The following is a 23,005-nucleotide window of genomic DNA, read 5'->3' as shown; positions in this document are numbered from 1 at the left end:
ACTAGACTTCCTTTAGAGCATTCTTACTAAGCAAAATCACAAACACGCGTCCGGGGCCATTAGTACGGCTCGGCTTAACACCTCTCGATGCCTACACCTACCGCCTATCAACGTCGTCGTCTACAACACCCCTTTATACCGGAACATTCATCTTCAGGCCAGTTTCGCACTTAGATGCTTTCAGCGCTTATCTGTTCCCCACGTAGCTACTCGGCCGTGCCTGCGGCCAAACAACCGATTCGCCAGCGGTGAGTCCATCCCGGTCCTCTCGTACTAAGGACAGAGCCCGTCAATATTCCAACGCCCACCACAGATAGGGACCGAACTGTCTCACGACGTTCTGAACCCAGCTCGCGTGCCACTTTAATCGGCGAACAGCCGAACCCTTGGAACCTTCTCCAGCCCCAGGATGTGACGAGCCGACATCGAGGTGCCAAACCTCCCCGTCGATGTGAGCTCTTGGGGGAGATCAGCCTGTTATCCCCGGCGTACCTTTTATCCTTTGAGCGATGGCCCTTCCATGCGGAACCACCGGATCACTATACCCTGCTTTCGCACCAGATCGGCTTGTAGGCCTCACTGTCAAGCCCGCTTCTGCTATTGCACTCCCCTGCCGATTACCGTCCGGCATGAGCGGACCTTGGGAAACCTCCGTTACCCTTTCGGAGGTGACCACCCCAGTCAAACTACCCACCAAACACGGTCCTGTCTCCAGTTAGAACGCCAGTAAGCCAAGGGCGGTATTTCAAGGTTGATTCCAGCATGCCTGGCGACACCCCTTCGCAATCTCCCGCCTATCCTACACATGACTGACCGGCATTCAATGTTAAGCTGTAGTAAAGGTGCACGGGGTCTTTCCGTCCCGTGGCGGGTAAGCGGCATCTTCACCGCTACTACAATTTCACCGAACTCATGGTTGAGACAGTGCCCAGATCGTTACACCATTCGTGCAGGTCGGAACTTACCCGACAAGGAATTTCGCTACCTTAGGACCGTTATAGTTACGGCCGCCGTTTACTGGGGCTTCAGTTCAAACCTTCGAGTTACCCCTAAGCTCCCCCCTTAACCTTCCAGCACCGGGCAGGTGTCAGACCCTATGCGTCAACTTTCATTTTGGCAGAGTCCTGTGTTTTTGGTAAACAGTCGCCTGGGCCTCTTCTCTGCAGCCGCTGTTGCCAGACGGCCCCCCTTATCCCGAAGTTACAGGGTAATCTTGCCGAGTTCCTTAACCATGATTCTTTCGCGCACCTTAGAATATTCTTCCCAGCTACCTGTGTCGGTTTACGGTACGGGTATCCATACGCTTAACACACCCTCACTTTTCTTGGAAGCCCCGTCAACACTTCGCTTCAGCCGAAGCCTCCGCTCAACGCCCTATTCCGTCAGGACGTAGCATCTCTGGCACTCCGTCATGAGACTGCCTGCATAGATAGTACAGGACTATTAACCTGTTCCCCCTCAAAGCCCGGCATTCGCCTGCTCCTTAGACCCCGACTAACCCTCCGATGACTGCCATCGCGGAGGAAACCTTAGCTTTTCGGTGTGAGGAGTTCTCATCCTCATTCTCGTTACTTATGCCTACATTTGCTTTTCTATGCGGTCCACCAAAGCTCACGCTTCAACTTCACCCCCCATAGAATGCTCTCCTACCACACTATACTCCAAGTATAGGTCCATAGCTTCGGTGATGTGCTTGATGCCCGTTTATTATCGACGCCCGCCCCGCTCGACCAGTGAGCTGTTACGCACTCTTTAAAGGAATAGCTGCTTCCAAGCTAACCTCCTGGCTGTCTCAGCAGCCGGACCGCCTTTGTTCAACTTAGCACACACTTAGGGACCTTAGCTGATGGTCTGGGTTGTTCCCCTCTCGGACTTGGACCTTAGCACCCAAGCCCTCACTGCCACGCACCTCTCTGCGCATTCGGAGTTCATCAGAAGTTGGTAGGATGTGACTCCCCCGCATCCTGTTGGTCGCTCTACCTCACAGACAGTAACACGTAACGCTGTTCCTAAAAACATTTCGGAGAGTACGAGCTATTTCTCAGTTTGATTGGCCTTTCACCCCTATCCCCAGCTCATCCGGAAGCTTTTCAACGCTTATCGGTTCGGTCCTCCACGGTGTGTTACCACCCCTTCAACCTGGCCAGGGATAGATCACCAAGTTTCGCGTCAACCCCCACTGACTAGACGCCCTGTTCAGACTCGCTTTCGCTTCGGATCCGATCGTCAACGATCTTAACCTCGCCAGTGACGGTTACTCGTAGGCTCATTATGCAAAAGGCACGCTGTCACCCCACACTGGGGGCTCCAACCGCTTGTAAGTGCCTGGTTTCAGGATCTATTTCACCCGGGTACTCCCCGTACTTTTCACCTTTCCCTCACGGTACTCTGCGCTATCGGTCTTCTGATTGTATTTAGCCTTACCGGATGGTGCCGGCAGATTCAGAGGGAATTTCTCCGGTTCCCCCCTACTCAGGAATCCCAACCCATCAACGCACTGACCAATACGGGACTCTCACCCTCTATGGTGCACTTTCCCAAGTGCTTTTTGTTCGGTTGTTGACTTGATGTCAGGTCCTACTACCCCGACCACGCCGTAACGTGATTGGTTTGGGCTGTTCCCCGTTCGCTCGCCACTACTCAGGGAATCACAATTGTTTTCTCTTCCTGCGGGTACTTAGATGTTTCAGTTCTCCGCGTTTGCTTCATGCGTAAGCATGATGATGGTTCTTCAAACCACCGGGTTGCCCCATTCAGACACATACGGATCTGCCCCTGCCAGCGGGTCCCCGTACCGTTTCGTCGCTTGCCACGTCTTTCTTCGCCATCAGAAGCCTTAGGCATCCCCCAGACACCCTTTTGCTGCGTGTTTACGCTTTACTTAAAATGCTCTACTTGTCTATCCAGCAATCAATCAATTGACTGCTATTTCATGAACTACGACTACTCGTAATTCAGTCTCTCCCTGTAGGTCAAAGAACAACTTGTCTCGCCCCGAAGGGAAAGACAAAGTCCTTAACAAACGTCAGCACTCAACTCAACTTCTTAATGCACGCCGAAGCAATGACATTAATCGGCTCCAAAAAGGAGGTGTTCCAGCCGCACCTTCCGGTACGGCTACCTTGTTACGACTTAGCCCCAGTCGCCGAGTTTACCCTGATAGGACTATAACCTCCCACTTCAGGTCCCCCCAACTCCCATGGCTTGACGGGCGGTGTGTACAAGGTCCGGGAACGTATTCACCGCGCCATGGCTGATGCGCGATTACTAGCGATTCCAGCTTCATGGGGTCGGGTTGCAGACCCCAATCCGAACTGTGACCGGCTTTACAAGATTGGCTCCAGGTTACCCTATCGCTACCCGCTGTACCGACCATTGTAGCACGTGTGTCGCCCTGGACGTAAGGGCCATGATGACTTGACGTCGTCCCCCCCTTCCTCTCTGCTTGCGCAGGCAGTCTACTTAGAGTTCCCGACATTACTCGCTGGCAACTAAGTACAGGGGTTGCGCTCGTTGCGGGACTTAACCCAACACCTCACGGCACGAGCTGACGACAGCCATGCAGCACCTTGTTTTGTGTGTATTGCTACACGGACCCATTTCTGAGCCCTTCACGCACATTCTAGCCCAGGTAAGGTTCCTCGCGTATCATCGAATTAAACCACATGCTCCACCGCTTGTGCGGACCCCCGTCAATTCCTTTGAGTTTCACTGTTGCCAGCGTACTCCCCAGGTGGATTACTTAACGCTTTCGCTCAGCCACGCATGCTTAAACACACACAGCCAGTAATCATCGTTTACGGCATGGACTACCAGGGTATCTAATCCTGTTCGCTACCCATGCTCTCGTGCCTCAGTGTCAATATCGTCGTAGTAGCCTGCCTTCGCAATCGGTGTTCTGGGTCATATCTATGCATTTCACCGCTACATGACCCGTTCCGGCTACCGCCAACGCATTCAAGTCCTCCAGTTTCCAGCCACATCTGATGGTTAAGCCACCAGCTTTCAAACCAGACTTAGAAAACCACCTACGCACCCTTTAAACCCAATAAATCCGGACAACGCTTGCACCCTCCGTATTACCGCGGCTGCTGGCACGGAGTTAGCCGGTGCTTATTCCTCAGGTACCGTCACATAATCCCGCAGGACTACTTTTCTTCCCTGATAAAAGCAGTTTACAACGCTGAGCGCCTTCATCCTGCACGCGGCATGGCTGGGTCAGACTTGCGTCCATTGCCCAATATTCCCTACTGCTGCCTCCCGTAGGAGTTGGGTCCGTATCTCAGTACCCATGTGGGGGCCAATCCTCTCAGAACCCCTACTGATCATCGCCTTGGTGGGCCGTTACCCCCCCAACTAGCTAATCAGACGCAAGCCCCTCTCCTACCCATAAATGTTTACCCCTAAAGCCAGGTGACTTCAGGGGACCGTGCGGGTTTACCCCAGCTTTCGCCGGGCTATCCCCCAGTAGGAGGCAGGTTGCTTACGCGTTACGCACCCGTTTGCCACTGGTCTTGCGACCCGTTCGACTTGCATGTATTAGGCCTGCCGCTAGCGTTCATCCTGAGCCAGGATCAAACTCTCCATCGTAAATAATTGTGAGACTAACCAAAGTTAATCTCGATGTTGTTCAACCGGTGATCGAAATCACAAAGTTGCGTTATTGTTGTGCTGACCGTTTGTCAAAGAACTGTGCGCCTGGCCCGTTGGCCGAAGCGTGGTTGAGAAGTGATTTAAAAACCTTAAACCGTGTCTCGTTGTTTGGGAGTGCAAAGGTACACCTTATTTCCCGATTGTCAAGTGAAAGTGAAATTATTTTTTAAAATTAATTTTCGACTTTTTCCTTGTAATTGATTGACAATGAGAGGGTTAATTCTTTTTCGTCAATCATTCCCGTTGTTTGGGAGTGCAAAGGTACGAGACTTAGTTTGCTTTGTCAAGTAAATCTGAAAATAAATTTTGCAATTGATTCTCAGCGAGTTGCACTTAATGAATTGATTACCAGCCGCTTTCGCGTTTGTTTTCAACTCATTTCCCTGATTTGGGACTGCAAAGGTAGGGGCTTGAACTAGCTTTGTCAAGCCCTCCCCCAAAATAAATGGAGGACCACCAAACATTATTTGGTAAGCCCCCCATCATCAAGCACTTACACAATAGAAAAATTCTAACTTTTTTTCAAACAATCGATACGCAACTGGTATAGAGCGGTAGAATGACCCTCAAGGGATGCTCTTTTTAACCCTAATACGAGTACTATGAAGTATATTGCATCTTTCTTTTGGGCCCTGTTTTAGGGTATGATTATTCATACGATGAAAATAATACATACTGCTGACTGGCATTTAGGCAAGCGGCTACAGGATTTTCAACGATTACAGGAGCAGCAGGAAGTATTGGCTGAAATTGTACAGGTGGCAGATGATGAAGATGCAGATCTGGTACTGGTGGCAGGTGATTTGTTTGATACGTTTAATCCCGATCCACAAGCAGAGGACTTATTATATAGTACGCTTAAGCAATTAACGGCAGGTGGGCGTCGGACTGTGGTCGCCATTGCGGGTAATCATGACAACCCCGACCGAATTGAAGCCCAAGACCATTTTGGTCGGGAGTGTGGAATTATCTTCGCTGGTTTTCCAAAGACAAACATTCAATCCCATGAATTAAGCTGTGAAGCAAAGGTACTTCAGACCGCTCCTGGCTTTATTGAATTGAAACTCCCCAGACACGATGCGCCGGTTCGAATCATTTTAACACCCTATGCCAATGAAAACCGAATGCGCTCGTACTTCGGGATGACTCATCTTGACGATGAACTCCGGCAAAGCCTGAAAGGTCATTGGGCAACACTGGCTGATACCTATATGGATAAAAAGGGTATCAATTTATTGGTGGCGCACCTCTTTGTTATGAAGCGGGGTGGCGAACAACCCGAAGAGTCGGACGATGAGCGGAGTATTTTGCAGGTTGGTGGCGCTTCGATGGTGTATACCGATATGATTCCTCCGCAAATACAATATACAGCCTTAGGCCATTTGCATCGCTATCAGGAAATGGGAGGTGGCCCGTGCCCAGTTGTATATAGTAGTAGCCCGTTAGCTTATAGCTTTGCGGAGGCCGATCAACAAAAGTATGTTGTACGGATTGAGGCTGAGCCCAATCAGGCCGTAACCTTTACACCGGTTCCGCTGAAAACCGGTAAGCGACTCCTTCGCCCTAAATTTAAGCTCGTCAACGAGGCTGTTGACTGGCTCCGGGAAAATCCTAATTGTTTCGCTGAGATTACGCTGCAAACGACCACTTATCTGACGAGTGAAGAACGTAGGCAACTTCAGCAGGCGCATGAATCGCTGGTAACGATTATTCCTGATGTTCGGACGGTGGATGAGCCGGAGCAGGAATCTGCACCCGCCATCGACCTTACCCAAAGTATGGAAACGCTATTCGCGAATTATTTTAAGAACCGAAACAAAGGACAGGAGCCGAATGAGCGATTGCAGCACCTGTTTCGGGAGATTTTAGCCACCGAACCTGAATGATACCCATTAAATTATCGATTCAAGGCCTTTATTCATACCAGGATTTACAGGAAATAGACTTTCAGCGGCTGACCGGGTCGAGTGTGTTTGGCATATTCGGTAAGGTGGGCAGTGGCAAAACGTCCCTGCTGGAAGCGATTAGCTTTGCGCTCTATGGCGAAACGGAACGGTTGAACAGCCGCGATAATCGACAATATAATATGATGAATCTGAAGTCGAAGCAGTTGCTGATTGACTTCGAGTTTCAGGCTGGCCCCGATCAGCATATCTATAAATTTGTCTACGAAGCGAAACGACATCCTAAGAAACACCACGAGATAGGTCCCGGCGAACGTCGAATGTTCATTCGGCAGGAAAATGACTGGCATCCGATCGGAAATGAAAAAGAAGATATTTCCGTACTGTCGAAGCAGATTCTGGGCTTAGACTACGAGAATTTCAAGCGTACGATTATCATTCCCCAGAACCAGTTTCGCGAGTTTCTGGAACTTAGTCCCACAGAGCGGACCAAGATGATGAATCAGCTGTTCAAACTGGATCAATACGATCTGGCCGGACGCGTAGGCAAATTGAGTAAAGCCAACGACGATCAATTGGCCGAACTTCGAGGATTATTAAGTCCATTGGCAACGGTTACCCCTGCGGCTATTGAACATGCCGAAGCCAATATTGCGTCCAGCCACGATGCAGTTCGGGCAAAAGAGACGGAGATTGAGCAAGTGGAGCCAACCGAACGACTACTGTTACACGCCCAAACGCAGAGTCAGAATCTGGCAACACTACAGCGGGAGTTGTCAGGTCTGCAAACATTAGAACCGACCTATAGCAAACTCCGACAAACAATTGCCCTTTACGAAACCTGTCGGTTAGTCTTTCAGTCGGATCTGGTCATGCTACGAAAGCTGACGGATAAGCAAACGGGTCTGGTTGAGGCAAAGAACAAAACAGCCAGGCAACTTTCAGTAACAGATGGTCAATTATTGGGCCTACAGTCGGTTTACGAGGCCACCAAAAAAGCCTATGAAGGCCGGAATCAGTTGCAGCAACAGATTGATGAGTTAGATACGGTGCAGCAGATCCGTCTCTTACAGGAATCGATTGAGCTTCAAACACGAAATCGGCAGCAAATAGCGATTCGGATCGGGCGGCAGATACTGTCACTTGATGGATATAAAGCTGAACGGCAAAAGCACCAGACACTGATCGACAGTTTACTTCGGCAGACATCGCAGTTAGAGCGGCTCTATCAGGCAGAAAAATGGTTCGCCATTTATAAGCCGCTCAAAAAACAGGCCGACGAGTTACAAAAACAGTTGACTGATCATGAGACCCTGATCGAACAGATCAAACAGCAAAAAGACAAGGTACTGGCAGGCTTTCCGGAAGAGTGGGCTGCTTTTACCTTAAAAACATTGCCTGCCCAGATTGACGATGCGCTGGAACAGTTGAAAGCCATCCGCAAAGACCGCGAAAAGGTGTACCAGCAGGCTTTCGTAAAACAGGAATTAGTCCACTTTACTGATTCCCTGACCGATGGTACACCCTGTCCGCTTTGCGGGTCCGAGCACCATCCAGCTAAACATACAGCTAGTCAGGGCAACTCGGATGCTGATTTAATCAGGCAGGAGGTGCTCAAAAGCGAAAATGCACTCAACAAAGTCAACCAACGTATTGATGATACAACTGCCCTAAGGTTACTTATTGAAGGCATGACCAAAGATCTTCGGAGCGCTTTAGACAACAGCAAACGACTAATTCAGGAACGAGCAGAGATTATACGGCAACTTACCGAACATGAGGACCAGTTTAGTTGGCACGAGTTTGACAAGGATCGGGAGTCTGATCTGGCAGGGGCCATCCAGCAGGAGAGTCAGCAGCAAAAACAACTTCAGGAAGGTCAGAAGGTCGTTCGGGAGTTGAGCAAACAAATTGATGAGGTTGAAACGGCCTTACGTGAAGAGGAAAAGCAATTAAGCGAGTTCGATACAGCAATTGCGGGCCTAAATGGTCAATTAAAAACGGCGGTCGAATCGCTGGACTATTATCGGCTTTCGGAAGTTGAACAATGGAACCTGCGCCAGATTGCCGACTTGCGCGATTCGCTCACTCGTACATACGACCAGACAAAAACAAATTTTGAAGAAGCCGATAAGCAAAAATCGGATGCGGAGAAACTACAGGCTACACTGGCTGAACAACTTCAACAGGTAATCAACCAGTTGGCAGACCTGGACAATGATATTCAGGCTGTTGAGGGTAATCTGGCCCAAAATCTAGCTGAACAGTCCATAACCCGCGACGTAGTGGAGCAGGTATTGCAGAGTAATTTGGACATCGATCAGGAAAAGCAGCGCATCCGCGACTATGATACAAAACGGGCTGGGCTCCAGAAGCAAATCACTGATTTAGAAAACGAGCTTTTCAAATCTCCCTTTGATGCGATTGCACTTACGAACGTGCAAAGCCATTTAAAAACCCTCCGTGATCAGAAAGATAGCCTGAATAAAGAATTGGGGCAGCTCACCAATGTTCTGATAACGCTAAAGCAGCAATGGGCAAAAAAACAGGAACATCAAAAACGCCATGATGAGTTAGACCTTCGTCGGCAGGATTTGAAGAAAATGGACGAGTTGTTCCGGGCGCAGGGTTTTGTCAATTATGTATCGTCAGTCTACTTAAAGAACCTGTGCGAATCGGCCAATGATCGGTTTTTCAAACTAACGAACAACCAGTTAAAGCTTGAGTTAGACGATAAAAACAATTTCCAGGTACGCGACTACCTCAACGGGGGAGAAACCCGGAGCGTGAAAACGCTTTCGGGTGGGCAAACATTTCAGGCGGCTTTATCGCTTGCACTGGCACTATCCGACAATATTCAGCACCTGACCAAAGCTAAACAGAACCTCTTCTTCCTGGACGAAGGCTTCGGTACGCTCGATAAGGATTCACTACAAACGGTCTTTAAAACACTCAAAGCCCTGCGATCCGAAAATCGGGTAGTGGGTATTATCTCACATGTAGAAGAATTGCAGCAAGAAGTGGAAAACTTTATTCGAGCCGAATCCACAGAAAATGGGAGTCGTATTCGAAGGAGTTGGGATGAGTAGAGATGCTCACCTCACCCCCTGCCCCCTCTCCTGTTTTAGGAGAGGGGATACTATCAACAGCTTTTTAGTCCCGCCCCGCATGTTCTCGCTTGGCTTCGCCGAGTGAGTAATATTGTTTTAACGGCCTCTGGCCGGAGAATAACCAATTAGTAGAAAACGGGCCAGAGGCCCTAGAATGAATAGCCCTCACTCGGCGAAGCCAAGCGAGAACATGAATACTACAGGAAGCTTTTTAGCCTCTATCCTTAGTTTAAGGATAGAGGCCGGTGGTGGGGTTATACAACTACGAAACAATCTGCTTTACACCCCACTGCTCCACTATTTTTCCTTCACTCAAGCGGAAAATGGAGTAGAACGTGGTCGTTTTTTGTTCCAGTTTTCCGACTGCCTGAACAACCACAAAATCTCCTTCAGCTATAATATGAGTCACCTTTTCAACTGAGAGTTGGACAGTCTCCTGCTGTAAGTAGTTTTTTAATCCAGCAAGACCATTGTCAATGTCAGGAATGTGCTGAATAAGGTTGGCATCAACAAAATCTGGAAGAACATCGAGCTGGTGATTCACGAAAACCCGTTCGTAAAATTCCGACACAAGAGCTTTATTCGCTATCGTCAGGTCAGATGCATCCATAGACAACGGACCGTCCATCATGGGATTTCCGTTTCGGGTCGTTTCGGGCTGGTCTTCAATGGCGTCCCAATGTTCCGTTACCTGACCATCCCGAAACCGGAATAAATCAACCACAATTTTCTGCTTATCTCCCCAACCGAAACTCATATTCGTTACAACGTACTCCCCTTCGGCAATTAATCGTAAAAAGGGCGTCGAAGTTGTGGCGGGTTTGGGCATTTGCTTCATGTAGGCAAGAGCTTCCAGCAGCCCTTCCTTTCCAGGCTTAACCATCGGACTATGCTGTATGTAATCGTCCGCTATTATTTCTCTGGCAAAGTCAAGATCGCCCTGACTAACCGCCCGACGATAGAAATCGCGGATAATGGATTTATTTATTACTTCCTGTTGTATGATCTGCATTTTAGTAGAAATCGTTTTGGAACACGACAAAATCAGGGATACGCCTACGCATAGGAGACCCGTGATGAAATGTTGAAATTTCATCGGTAGAAATAGTAAATTAAAACGGAATGAATAGGAACCCACCAAACGGAAATGGTGAGTCTACTGCTGCCTGAAGTTGGGCAGCATGCGCTGAAAGGCACTATCTTAGTAGATAAGCATTTTCAGCGATGGTTGGCGGTATGTTATTCTACGTTGCAGTGCCCAAAGTTAACAAATCTTGAACGCGCTTTGGAAACAACGTAGCTTTTTTACTTTTACCAGCTAACTGATCAATACCGTTCCAATGAAAAACTTTGTTACGACTTTCGTTCTCGGCTGTTTAGTGCTATCCGGTTGCCATACAACCAAACCAGCATCTACCACTTCACAACCGAAACCGCTTACTACCATTGCTTTCGGGTCATGCAGCGACCAAAAACGGCCGCAACCTCTCTGGGATGATATTGTGGCCCAAAAACCTGATGTCTGGATTTGGCTGGGGGATAACATCTACGGCGACTCCGAAAGTATGGATACGCTTCGCGCAAAATACACTCGTCAAAAATCGAATCCGGTTTACCAGCAGTTACGGCAATCGACACCCATCATTGGCGTTTGGGACGATCATGATTACGGTGTCAATGATGGCGGCAAGGAGTATCCCAAGCGGAAAGAAAGTCAGCAGGTCATGCTGGATTTTCTGGACGTCCCTACCAATAGCCCATTGCGCACCCAGGAAGGGGGCTACTCTGTACACACGTATGGGCCTAAAGGGCAACGGGTAAAAGTAATTCTGCTGGATGGCCGCTATTTCCGTGACCCACTCAAGAAAGAGGATAAAAAAAACGTACCCGATCCATCGGGCGATGTATTGGGCGAATCGCAATGGAAATGGCTGGAGCAACAACTCACGAACTCGGATGCCGACGTACATATTATTGGCAGTGGCATTCAGGTTTTACCCGAAGAGCATGTGTATGAAAAATGGGCCAACTTTCCCACTGCCCGCCAGCGGTTATTGGATCTGTTAGCGAAGACAAAGCCCAAAGGGGCCCTATTCATCAGTGGCGACCGGCATATGGCGGAAGTATCGAAAGTAAGCGTACCCGGATTAGGCTATGATCTTTTCGATATTACCAGCAGCGGCTTAACCCACGTTTCGGCACCACACGAAGAGGACAATCGTCACCGTGTAGGCAAAATCGTTTCCGAATTAAACTACGGTCTGATTACTATTGACTGGCGGGCCAAACCAATAACGGCTACTGTTCGAATTAACGGAGATAATCAGGCAACGTATCTTACCCAGGAAATTAAATTTTGAACCATCAGCATTACTGAATAGCTGATAGCAGGAGAACGAAATTCATTCAGAAAAGCGGTGAACGACCAAACGTTCACCGCTTTTCTTTTATCCAAGCCAATCAGACAGCGTACGCTTCATCCGAACAATATAGCAGTTCAAATGCCTTTTATGTCGATTCATTAGCCCTTACAGAACGGTTAGTAAGCTATAGCTATCCTTAATATGAATCAAACCACCAATTACTATCAATAGCATAAAACAGTAAACACAATGAAAACCAACTTACCAATAGTCGTGCTGGGCATGATGATAGCTTTTGTAGCGTGCCAATCGAATACAGTATTGCCAGATACGACACCGGGCAAACCGACCGACTCAATTAGCGTTTTTAAGCGAGTGAAGATTAGCTGGACCAATACCGATTATAAAGAAGTCGAGTATGACGCCGGGAACAAACCCATTCGGTACACCAGACAAAGCCTGTACAATGAGGGAACTGGCGAAGTGCTTAAGGTCGTCTACAATCTGATCTATTCCAGTACACAGTTAACACGTGTAGAAGCGTCCAACGGCTCATATGTTACCTATAGCTACGATGGTAATAAAGTCAGTCGTACGCAGGAGTTTACTAAAATGGGCAAGCTGTTAACGACAAGGCAATATACCTATTCGTCCGAAAATCGGTTGATACGCCTGGATGAAACGAGAGGAGAAGGCGCATCGACAGTAGAAACAGCCAGAACATTTACCTACGATGCCAAAGGGAATCTGTCTCAAGTGGTTAACCTCGCCAAAGATGCGCAAACAGGTGTGTATCAGATTGACTACATAACGCGCTTCTCAGACTATGATTCACATAAAAACGTCACGAGTCTGTGGACCATTTATCCACTCCTGCCAAACGTTACCTTTCAACTAAATAACCCAGCCACCATCACCCAATATAGCCAGGATCAGGATGGTGCTGAAATTCAGCTGCACCGCTCGCAATACGTGTACCGTTACAACGCTGAAGGTTACCCTGTTTCGCATACGGAAACGGATCAGGGCGGCACCCAAACAGCCACATATACGTATGCTGGTATGCAGTAAGTGAAATGAGTGCAGTAAGTGGAGAAGATAAACCTCACTCCACTTACTGCACTCATTTCACTTACTGTACCTACTATTCCTTATTGATCAATGCCATCACATCTTCCGAAATACCGGTCATCGAGAAACCGCCATCATGGAACAGGTTTTGCATCGTAACCATGCGTGTCAGATCGGAGAATAGCGTGATCACATAATCAGCGCACTGATCGGCAGTAGCGTTGCCAAGGGGAGCCGTTTTATCGGCAAAGTCGAAGAATTTATCAAATCCACCAATGCCACTACCCGCCTTTGTTGGTGTGGGCGATTGCGAAACTGTATTTACACGTACGTTCCGGTATTTGCCATATTGATACCCGAAACTACGAGCTATTGATTCCAGGACAGCTTTGGCATCAGCCATGTCTCCATAAAACGGAAACGTCCGTTGAGCAGCCATGTACGTCAAGGCAACGATTGACCCCCATTCGTTCATGGCATCCTGTTTATAGGCAGTCTGCATCATTTTATGGAACGATATCGCCGAGATGTCGATACTCTGCTTAAACCAATCGTAGTTGAGATCAGTATAGGCTTTTCCTTTCCGCACATTCGGGCTCATACCGATACTATGCAAAACAAAATCCAGTTTACCGCCAAGCACTTCGGTTGACTTGGTAAACAGGTTTTCAATATCTTCGACAGAGGTAGCGTCGGCCGGAATGATTTCAGCATTACACTGTGCAGCCAATTCTTTGATGGCACCCATACGCATGGCAATCGGCGCGTTGGTCAGTGTAAAGATGGCGCCTTCTTCTTTCGCTTTCAGAGCGACTTTCCAGGCAATTGAGTTTTCGTCTAAGGCACCCGAAATGATGCCGCGTTTTCCGTTCAGTAATCCGTAAGCCATGTGTTTAATGTATAATGAAGAATGAAGAATGAACAATAGATGGCAGATGACGTACTAGAACGTTATTCATTACACATTATTCATTATTCATTAATTACCCCAAAGTTAGGTTATTTTTTGGTCGAATCGCCGTTACGATGAAGGGCTACAACAGCTGTTGGTACAGGTGCCGGTGGCAACTTCAGTACGTCGGCCATAAATTTCTCGGTGGCTTTATAAACCCCTGATAAGTCTTTAGATGTGAAATGAGAGGCAATGACATGTTCACCTGCATTGGGAAAAGCCACTTTTTCTTTTTTATCAGCAGGCGTCCCTACTTCATCATACATATCCAGCATAGCCGCCACCGACACAACCTTATCCTGATGAGCTTCGTCTTTGTAATAGTATCCCATAAACAAGGGCTGGTTCACTTTCTGGAACTGCTCAGGTACCATAAACTCATCGAGCATAGTCTGTAGCGTAATCAGTCCATTCGTGTGGTACTGCGGTAGCCAGTAGTTAGCACGGGCACCACTATAGTGTGTATTGATCAGGTGCTCTCCCTGAAAGACCTGATCAAGTATTTGCTTACCCCAAGGGCCCGTAGCCAGTTTCAGCGCTGGATTAGCTGTTGCGATACAGGGCGAATAAAGGATTAATCCGTCGATTTCAGGATGATGGGCAGCCAGGTAGAGTGCCAGCATTCCACCCGCCGACGTACCCATTACAATTACGTTCTGCCCCAGTTCCTTACCGATCGCCAACGCTTGCTCGGCAGAAGCCGCATAATTTGATGGCGTTATATTCTTGAGCGCGTCCGGCGAGTTAACCCCGTGTTCGGCCGGACGGGCGAGGTATAGATTACAGCCAAAGTGGGCTGCAATTTGTTTATGAACAGGATCACCCTCAGCCCAGGTTGCCGAGAAACCTGGCAGATAAACGATGCTATAAGGTGTTTTGATTTTATGAAGGCTATCGGCCCAGATAATGCGCGCTTCGTTATCCAGACGCAGGTTTTGCTTTCGCTCCGACTCAGCAATGCTCTGTTCAAGCTTCACTAAATCTGGGTCAAGTGTAATTGGTTCATCTTTAATAGGATCGGAATGAGCCGTTGGGCCCAGTAAATACCCAACGATCATAACAGCCAGCAATAGGCTCAAAACAGCAAGAAATCGTTTCATACGTATTCTTTTATGTCCATTCGAATGCGCCAGTCTTTTGGCAAATAATTATTTACCCGGTTACCCACTCCTTTCACCCAACCTAGGTTCAGGCCGTTATATTGGGCTAACAACCATCCCTTTACGGGTTCATCGAACACCAGATTCTCTTTCTTAAAGTAGCGCAAGGCGTTTTCTTTACTTAGCGCAACAGCAGGTAGCTTCTGATTAACGATAGTACTGAGTGCCAGCCCATGAGATGGGATAAAATCCTGTCCTTTAAATTGACCTATCTCAACGCCAAAGCCTTTATTTTTCAGGGCACTATCCAGAAACAAGAATGTCTTTTCCAGGCTTTTAGGTAGTACCATTACATCACCATTAGGTTTTTCCCAGAATGAGAAATCCGCTGGATTTTGTAACCACCTGGCTGCTGATGCCGTTTCTCGAGGGCGCAAGGCCCGGATACTTCGGAACGTACGGGCATCTAATTTTACAGGGGCGGTAAACGTAGTCTTCTTAAATACACTAATAAAAAAACCTTCGCCCCGTACTCGGTGTGGATAACACTGATACCCAACGGCTTCGCCGGTTTCCGGGTCACCAGCCTGCCTTTCGACTATATTCCATTCCGATGGCAAAATTAGCGGTCGATTTCGAAACCCATTTTCCGTTAAATAGGCGACGTTCTCAGCATTCTCCTGGTCATTATAGGTACACGTACTATACATGAGGATGCCATCTTTATCCAGCAACGGAGCGGCTGCGGCCAGAATGCGCTTTTGCCGGGCCGAGCAAAGATCAACACTCGCTTCCGACCATTCCTGCATAGCATCCGGGTCTTTCCGAAAAAGTCCCTCGCCCGAACAAGGAGCATCAACTAAAACCAGATCGAAGAATCCCGTCAGATTGCTCATATCTTCTGGATCGTGATTGCTAACGACAACGTTTGGATACCCCCATTTATCCAGATTTTCGCGCAATACCGACACCCGGCTACGGATCACTTCGTTGCAAATCAGCAGACTATCGGGGTGCAAAGCGGATGCCAGCAGTGTACTTTTTCCACCCGGAGCCGCACATAAGTCCAGAACCCGTAACGGCCGATCCAGGTTAACGGTTTGCCGAAGAGCTTCATACAACAACATCGACGATGCCTCCTGAACATAATAGGCGCCCGCCTGAAACAGCGGATCAAGTGTAAAATTAGGCCGTTCGGGAAGATAAAACCCCTCGACAGGATGGCCTTCTGGACACCAGGGAACCGATTCTAAACCAGTTGTATTATATACTTTCTTACGCGGATTCAAGCGTATGCTAACCGGCGTAGGTGCCGTAAGCGCAGCCTGAAAATCAGGAAATTCGGTTGGCAGCTGCGCCTGCATCTGTGCCTGAAACGCCGGAGGCAATCCAACTGGAGGCAGTCCAGCCGGGGGCAGGTTATGAGGATTCATTCCACAAAAATACGCAACTGTCGGGCGGTTTTCACTAAACTTGCAGCATGGCAGCAACACAAGACCGATTTGCCCACATTAAAACATTTATTTTCGATGTCGATGGTGTACTCACCGACGGCAGTGTTCATCTGTTAGCCACTGGCGAGCGGTTCCGCACAGTTCACATCCGCGATACCTATGCTATTGAGCAAGCCCTGAAAGCAGGTTTCCGGGTAGGTATTTTATCCTCTTCCAATGCCGACGGCGTTCGGAACTGGCTCGTGAACATGAATGTGAAAGACATTTTCATGGGTGGCCCTACTGACCAGAAAGTCAACGCCTACCTTGGCTATATAGCCCGCGAAAGTATAAACGAATCCGAAGTTTTGTACATGGGCGATGACCTTCCCGACTCCACAATTCTGAGCCGACCGGCCGTATTCAGTACCTGCCCCGCTGATGCCGTTAGCGAAATTAGGGGGATTTGCCAGTATATATCGCCTAGCTCGGGAGGACGGGGTGCCGTTCGGGATGTAATTGAACAGGTACTGAAAGCCCAGGGCAAATGGGGCGTTTAATCATAATGGATAATGACTACTATAAAATGGATAATGGGGCAAAACTTCATCCCACTAGCCATTAGGCATTATACGTTATTCATTTTACATTGAGAGTTAAATGAACAACTTAGCTGAACGTGATCAGGCCGTTATCTGGCATCCCTTCACGCAAATGCAGACGGCTCCATTGCCCATATCAATTGTACGGGGTGAAGGTTCGGTGCTTTACGGTGCTGATGGCCGGGAATATCTGGATATGATTTCCTCCTGGTGGGTCAACTTGCATGGACATGCTCAACCGTATATTGCTCAACGCGTGTCGGAGCAACTAAAAACCCTCGAGCATGTCATTTTCGCAGGCTTTACCCACCCAACAGCCGTTGAACTGGCCGAGCGATTAGTAACAATTCTCCCTCAAAATCAAGCCAAAATTTTTTACTCCGACAACGGATCAACAGCAGTTGAAGTCGCCCTGAAGATGGCCTTTCAATATTGGCACAACCTGAGCAAACCACGCCGTAAAGTTATTGCCTTTGAAAATGCCTACCACGGCGATACATTTGGCGCAATGGCGGTAGGTGGACGAAGTGCATTCACAGCCCCGTTCGTCCCCTTTTTGTTCGATGTAGAATACCTTCCCGTTCCTATAGCTGGTCAGGAAGAAATCGTTCTGGAACGTGCCGCAACGTTGTTTACCGATGAAGTAGCCGCCTTTATTGCCGAACCCTTAGTACAGGGCGCAGGGGGCATGGTCATGTACGAACCGGAGGTATTGGATAAATTGTTTCAACTGGCCAAGAAACAGGGTTCACTCGTTATTGCCGATGAAGTCATGACTGGCTTCGGCCGAACAGGTCGACTGTTTGCATCTCATTATTTGCAGGAGAAACCCGACCTGATGTGCTTGTCCAAAGGGCTGACTGGTGGAACAATGGCGTTAGGTGTCACAACTTGTACCCAAGCCATTTACGATGCTTTTCTCTCGGACAACAAATTCAAAACGCTTTTTCATGGGCATTCCTTCACCGCAAATCCGTTAGCCTGTACAGCTGCACTAGCCAGCATGGACTTGCTATTATCCGATGAAACACAAGCCAATATTCAACGTATTACCCAGCAACATACTGCCTTTGCAGACCAGTTAGCAACCTACTCCACCATTGAAACCATTCGGCAACGCGGCACCTTACTTGCCTTTGATTTAAAAGCCGGAGAACAAACGTCATACTTTAATAACATTCGCGATACAGCCTATAATTTTCTACTGGAACGAAACGTACTGATGCGTCCCCTAGGTAACGTATTATATCTAATGCCCCCCTATTGCACAACAAATGAGCAGTTAGCCTATGTGTATCAACAGATAATATATCTGGCACAAACTATCTGACTACCAGCCCTTGACATTATGATTTTAAAGAATCAACTTTGTCGTATAAATTAAGCGGGAGTAGCTCAGTTGGTAGAGCGGCAGCTTCCCAAGCTGCAGGCCGTGGGTTCGAGACCCATTTCCCGCTCGCCCATAACTATATGAAAATTAGCCGGTTAGCCGAAAGGTTGGCCGGCATTTTTTATGTATGGTGTGGAGCGGTTTGCACGTATCAATTCCAAAAGCTGCGGAGGGCGTTGTATTTTTCTGAGTTTGAGTTTTGAGCTAATTCTAGATCATTTGATAAAATTCGAACGCAGTAGATTATGACTCTTTATAAGTCGTCTGGGATAAACCCATCTAATTGTAAAAACAACCTGTCTATAAACGGGAGTATTACTTTATAAGGAGTAGACTTTATTTCCATATTTTGGAATACTCCCCAAGCAGCCCCAAAATAACGCACTGATATTCAATAATTTATACCAATAAACTTAATTGGTCTATCATTTGTGTATAGGAAAGTAGGGGCCAAGTGTACTTGAGCAACCTTTTCTATATTCGTCTCAATTGATCAGCTTGATGAAAATATCACCTGTCAATATCCGTGATGTTAACTCAAGTTTCGATTTTTCGGATGGCTCAACAAGGTTCACAAGCACCGATTTTGAAACTAAATTGGATTATCGAAGCGACTGAGGTTCCTACAAATGACTATCTCGCAGAGTAGGTCATTCGTCCGGAGTGAGATTAACAAACGGTAGTGCACACCACAACGCCAGACCATTATATAAATATTTCTAAGTACAGCACAGATAATGAATCAACGTAACGCTAGTGTGGATCTTAGCCGATTTCTGGGGGCCTTTTCGGTTTTCATAGCACATGGCATTTATGCTTCTAAAATGCCAGTCCTGGTCTTAATGGGAAGGTGGTCTGTGCCATTTTTTTTTATGGTAAGTGGCTACTATTTCCACAAAAGCTACAGCAAACACGCAGGGCATGCTTTTACCAAAACGTTTAAGACCTTACTATCCATCTCGTTGTTTGCCAATGGGTTTTATCTCCTTTTTATGTTGCTGACGGTTGGGTCCTTAACCTCCCTCGCTAACCATTTTACGTTAATCGTAGGTACGTACTTTCACCTTTGGTTCTTAACCTCGCTTTTACTGGGCTATCTGGTACTGTGGTTCTTTTGGGTTTGTAAACTGGAAAGCTTATTACCTTATCTGTCCGCATTAGTTATTGTGATCATAGTAGTTATAAATCCCTATCACTCCTTAGTAGGTATAAACGCACATCCTATTTATTCCCGCATGCTGTTGTCTATTCCTTTTTTGTGTATTGGTTTTTTAATTGATAAATATCGGATTGAACAGTCTATTTCTAAATGGGCATGTTGGTTACTAATTGGCATGGGTATCAGCTTGCAGTTTATCGAAATGAATTTCTTGTCGAGAAACTGGCAGGATTCATTGACGATTACGTTGGTTGGAGGAACTCTCCTGTATGCGGTGGGTATATTTTTATTATCCTTGAAACTGACTATACCTTCCTCTATCCTAAGTCGATTAGGTTACATGTACTCACAACTGCTTTACCTCTATCATCCCATTATCAACTATTTTATCTTCCAGCTTTTAATTACAACCAAAGCTAGTCCTATCTTTTTTTGGCTTAGCCCCTTATGGACAATGTCGGTAACGTTACCCATATTCTTACTTCTGGATCGGGTTACGCCTAATTTGTTTCGTTTGTTGAGTGGGAATTTCAACTCGTTACCTTCTCTTCACCATAAGCAACTGGTATTCCAACTCGCTGGCGGAGCCGGTTATGATTGGGTTAGCACAAAGCTAAGGGGGGCAATCTCAAAAGTTGTGAAGCGGGTTGTATTTTTCTAGGTTTGTCGTCTTCCCCTTTTCCCCCACCATCACCGTCCAGGACTTTTCTATTCGCGGTCATCAAGTTTTCCTCCACATCAAACGGCGTCGGTGGCTCAATATCAAAACTGGAAAGTTGGTGAAGGAGACAACGAACGAGTTACAACTATTGCCAGCGACAAACTAAGAGTTCCTACCGCGCTCTGGAAAATGATTGTGTCATTGCCGGGGGATCTGATTTGAATAAAATAAACGCTCAGACGCGAGTTATTGCGGTTTGGCCGGGTCGCCGATGGGATGCCGAACATGAATACTATGGGTAAGCAGGCCTGGTAGCTTAACCGGGCCTGCTTACCCATAGTATCAACTGATTACCTATCACTTACTAATTCATTGTAGCAAGATGTGGAACTGAAATTGGTTCAGCCGCATAGGGTCTCGCCTGATAACCGTTACTAAGCCCGGCTGCTATCCATAATATATCGCCTACCGTTAACTCTATACCGGAAAAGAAACCGTACTCGGGGGTTCGAAACAGGTTCTCACCATGAGGAATGAGCCGAAACCACTCCTGGTCGCCAATCTCGTTAAACTCATGCGTAGCAACATATTGTAAGATGTCCCCTCGGGTAAGGGTAGGAATAAGATTGTTGGCCTCGGTGATCATAAGAGTACTATTTAAAGATATTTTTTACCTATATAACGAAAATAGGAGGTAAAAAGGTTTAAAAAGCTCATAAAACCGGAGAGGGATCTACTCCCTAGTTCATGTAGGTAAAGCCAGCGTTTGCTTGTTTCGATGTCGAACCCCTCTAATCTAATTCATCCGACGGACATCATTGATCGACTCGGACGAAAAGGCAATCTCGTACTGGGATATACGCTCCGACAGCAGGGTCGCTTTCTGTTTCAAGATCGGATGTTTTATTGTAATAGGGCTTAACAGGTATTTACCGCAATCACTCGCTTCATCTATAAATGAGCACTATCCAGAAACTGTTTGACTGTTGTCAGGCAGAGGTCATTGTTTTTTATAATGCTCACAAGAATACAGATGATTCCGTCAATAAGTACCTCACCGATGATTGAGTTGATAGACAGGCTGCAAAAGCAATCTCAAAAGATGTATAGATCGAAATGATAAAACGGGATACTGTTATTATCATTCAATTTTATCCGCCCAGCCCACTCGAATGTAAGCTCGTTTTTCATTATGATATGGAGAAAGCTACCGAGTAAGCGCTAGCAATTCGATTATAACTAAGGAGTCATAGGACAGTACTATCCTAGAAAATACGGAAATAGAGCAGCCTGAAATGCCCAAATACAAAGCTTAGTGCGGGAAATTAGAGTGAAATGGATGCCAGTTTTCGTACTTTTTTTTTAAAGTACGAGGTGAAGAATGAAGGTGAAAAATAAAAGTCAATAGTTTAATATAAGCATATAAAAACAAAAAGTTACAACAAGGTGTATCTATGTTCAGATTAACTTTTTTGGAATCAATCTCACCAGATTTCTACAACTTTTCGCCTGACTAGGGGCAATATACTATATATGAACAATCAATTGGGGCTAATACTTATGAAGTGGGTGCAGGCTATTCAGCAGTATGATTCTAATTATAGAAAGATTGCCAGCCTAATTGAAGCCAATCGAATAGTTCCACAACTTTCCAGTCATCACATTGATGATCTCAAGTCTACAAATGATGAACTACATAGTTTGTTAGAAACCATGCATCAGACACTCCTAATCCTAGAGCATGAATTAAGCCCTCCAGATTCAGACCTACATCACAAGTACGTGAGGCTAGAAAATCATGTCAATATTATTAACAATCTCAATGAGCGTATTGCTAGTGTATTAAATCAGAATGTATTAAGTTGAACGTATAATCATGACCGTTTTGTCCTTGATAAGGAAAATGCGAAATGGCGTCAGAACGGCAAGACAACACAAATGCCCTTAGCGTAATACCTGATTACCTAGTAAACACCGCTTCACACAGGAATAGTAAATCTAAGCTTCAGTTGCGGTAATTATTTAAATAGAATGTCTGTAATACAGATAGAATGATATTATCCTGCTTTAATGCTGGTAAGGTTGGATCACCAATGAACGGCACTTGCTCTTTTATACGGCCAAGCTCATTGGCGGATAAGCTTTTATAGCCCATTGCCCACTCGGAAAAAGAGCGTTTCTCTATCGGATGACTGAAGAACGGGATAATACCGGTATGCCGGGGGTCTTGTGTAATACTATTGTACAAAGTTTTAACTCGTTCTTCCTCCCCTTCCAAGACTTGGATGATAGAACCGTTGAAGTACAGCATAATACCCGTAATGCCTAAAAAGCTATTGTTTTGTTGACTGTGTTCCAGGATGTTTGTTAATTGTTCTTCGGAAAATAAACCTTTTGACGAACTGATGTACACAATACAATATTCCATTATGGTATATAAAGTATCATAAGATGGCTTTTCAATAAATATAGACAAATATAGATAAATATATATTTATTTAAATTATAAAATAGTAACAAATAAAATTGAAAGATGAGTTCCGAAGCTTGAATAAGGATTATGGACTTTATTATTGGCGGTAGTAGGCTGTTATAAGGAACCAGAAT

Annotated in this window: 13 protein-coding genes, 1 tRNA gene and 2 rRNA genes; 8 read left to right on the top strand and 8 right to left on the bottom strand. The window is 46.6% G+C overall.

Going from position 1 to position 23,005, the window contains the following annotated elements; translation table 11 throughout:
• Window positions 1-38 precede the first annotated feature (38 nt).
• A 23S ribosomal RNA gene (locus EXU85_RS02965) occupies window positions 39-2,872 on the bottom strand.
• A 211-nt stretch (window positions 2,873-3,083) separates the two neighbouring features.
• Window positions 3,084-4,590 (bottom strand): 16S ribosomal RNA (locus tag EXU85_RS02960).
• Together the 16S and 23S rRNA genes form the textbook arrangement of a ribosomal RNA operon.
• 722 nt (window positions 4,591-5,312) lie before the next feature.
• Here EXU85_RS02960 and EXU85_RS02955 point away from each other — a divergent pair.
• Together EXU85_RS02955 and EXU85_RS02950 are read left to right on the top strand one after the other, a co-directional pair.
• Window positions 5,313-6,539, top strand: a complete 1,227-nt coding sequence (locus EXU85_RS02955) for an exonuclease SbcCD subunit D (RefSeq protein WP_142770641.1) — start codon at window positions 5,313-5,315, stop codon at window positions 6,537-6,539.
• The gene (locus EXU85_RS02950) at window positions 6,536-9,646 is read left to right on the top strand and encodes an AAA family ATPase (RefSeq protein ID WP_142770640.1); all 3,111 of its coding nucleotides are present in this window, start codon (window positions 6,536-6,538) and stop codon (window positions 9,644-9,646) included. The genes EXU85_RS02955 and EXU85_RS02950 overlap by 4 nt, the downstream gene beginning before the upstream one ends.
• A gap of 283 nt (window positions 9,647-9,929) precedes the next feature.
• Here EXU85_RS02950 and EXU85_RS02945 read toward each other — a convergent pair whose 3' ends face one another.
• On the bottom strand, window positions 9,930-10,679 hold the full coding sequence (locus tag EXU85_RS02945) for a nuclear transport factor 2 family protein (RefSeq protein WP_168207727.1): 750 nt from the start codon (window positions 10,677-10,679) through the stop codon (window positions 9,930-9,932).
• 328 nt (window positions 10,680-11,007) lie between these two features.
• Here EXU85_RS02945 and EXU85_RS02940 point away from each other — a divergent pair, with 328 nt between their 5' ends.
• Both EXU85_RS02940 and EXU85_RS02935 read left to right on the top strand, forming a co-directional pair.
• A complete protein-coding gene (locus EXU85_RS02940) occupies window positions 11,008-12,027 on the top strand; it encodes an alkaline phosphatase D family protein (protein WP_142770639.1) in 1,020 nt (339 codons plus the stop codon).
• Between the two features lie 252 nt (window positions 12,028-12,279).
• A complete protein-coding gene (locus EXU85_RS02935) occupies window positions 12,280-13,101 on the top strand; it encodes a hypothetical protein (protein ID WP_142770638.1) in 822 nt (273 codons plus the stop codon).
• 73 nt (window positions 13,102-13,174) lie between these two features.
• Here EXU85_RS02935 and EXU85_RS02930 read toward each other — a convergent pair whose 3' ends face one another.
• From EXU85_RS02930 to EXU85_RS02920, 3 genes are all read right to left on the bottom strand, one after another.
• A complete protein-coding gene (locus EXU85_RS02930) occupies window positions 13,175-13,990 on the bottom strand; it encodes an enoyl-ACP reductase (protein ID WP_142770637.1) in 816 nt (271 codons plus the stop codon).
• Between the two features lie 110 nt (window positions 13,991-14,100).
• Entirely contained in the window at window positions 14,101-15,153 is a 1,053-nt protein-coding gene (locus tag EXU85_RS02925; RefSeq protein ID WP_142770636.1) for a carboxylesterase, read from the bottom strand.
• On the bottom strand, window positions 15,150-16,586 hold the full coding sequence (locus tag EXU85_RS02920) for an RNA methyltransferase (protein ID WP_142770635.1): 1,437 nt from the start codon (window positions 16,584-16,586) through the stop codon (window positions 15,150-15,152). Before EXU85_RS02920 ends, EXU85_RS02925 begins: the two co-directional genes overlap by 4 nt.
• A 47-nt stretch (window positions 16,587-16,633) precedes the next feature.
• Between EXU85_RS02920 and EXU85_RS02915 the strand changes: the two genes are divergently transcribed.
• The 4 genes from EXU85_RS02915 to EXU85_RS02900 all read left to right on the top strand — a co-directional run bounded on the left by EXU85_RS02915 (window position 16,634) and on the right by EXU85_RS02900 (window position 20,398).
• A complete protein-coding gene (locus tag EXU85_RS02915) occupies window positions 16,634-17,146 on the top strand; it encodes an HAD family hydrolase (protein WP_142770634.1) in 513 nt (170 codons plus the stop codon).
• Between the two features lie 100 nt (window positions 17,147-17,246).
• Window positions 17,247-18,518, top strand: a complete 1,272-nt coding sequence (bioA, locus tag EXU85_RS02910; RefSeq protein ID WP_142770633.1) for an adenosylmethionine--8-amino-7-oxononanoate transaminase — start codon at window positions 17,247-17,249, stop codon at window positions 18,516-18,518.
• A gap of 54 nt (window positions 18,519-18,572) precedes the next feature.
• Window positions 18,573-18,645: transfer RNA gene (locus EXU85_RS02905), tRNA-Gly, on the top strand.
• A gap of 670 nt (window positions 18,646-19,315) precedes the next feature.
• Window positions 19,316-20,398, top strand: coding sequence for an acyltransferase family protein (locus EXU85_RS02900; protein ID WP_142770632.1), 1,083 nt, complete (start codon window positions 19,316-19,318; stop codon window positions 20,396-20,398).
• 364 nt (window positions 20,399-20,762) lie between these two features.
• Here EXU85_RS02900 and EXU85_RS02890 read toward each other — a convergent pair whose 3' ends face one another.
• Window positions 20,763-21,044 carry a hypothetical protein gene (locus tag EXU85_RS02890; RefSeq protein ID WP_142770630.1) on the bottom strand — a complete coding sequence of 94 codons (282 nt, stop codon included), beginning with the start codon at window positions 21,042-21,044 and terminating at the stop codon, window positions 20,763-20,765.
• Window positions 21,045-22,403: 1,359 nt separating this feature from the next.
• Window positions 22,404-22,826 (bottom strand): BLUF domain-containing protein, encoded by a 423-nt coding sequence (locus EXU85_RS02885; protein WP_142770629.1) that lies wholly within the window; start codon window positions 22,824-22,826, stop codon window positions 22,404-22,406.
• Window positions 22,827-23,005: the final 179 nt, after the last annotated feature.

The organism is Spirosoma sp. KCTC 42546 (assembly GCF_006965485.1).
Taxonomy (GTDB): Bacteria; Bacteroidota; Bacteroidia; order Cytophagales; family Spirosomataceae; genus Spirosoma.
Note: the sequence above shows the minus strand (reverse complement) of the source record. Positions and strands in the feature narration are given on the sequence as shown.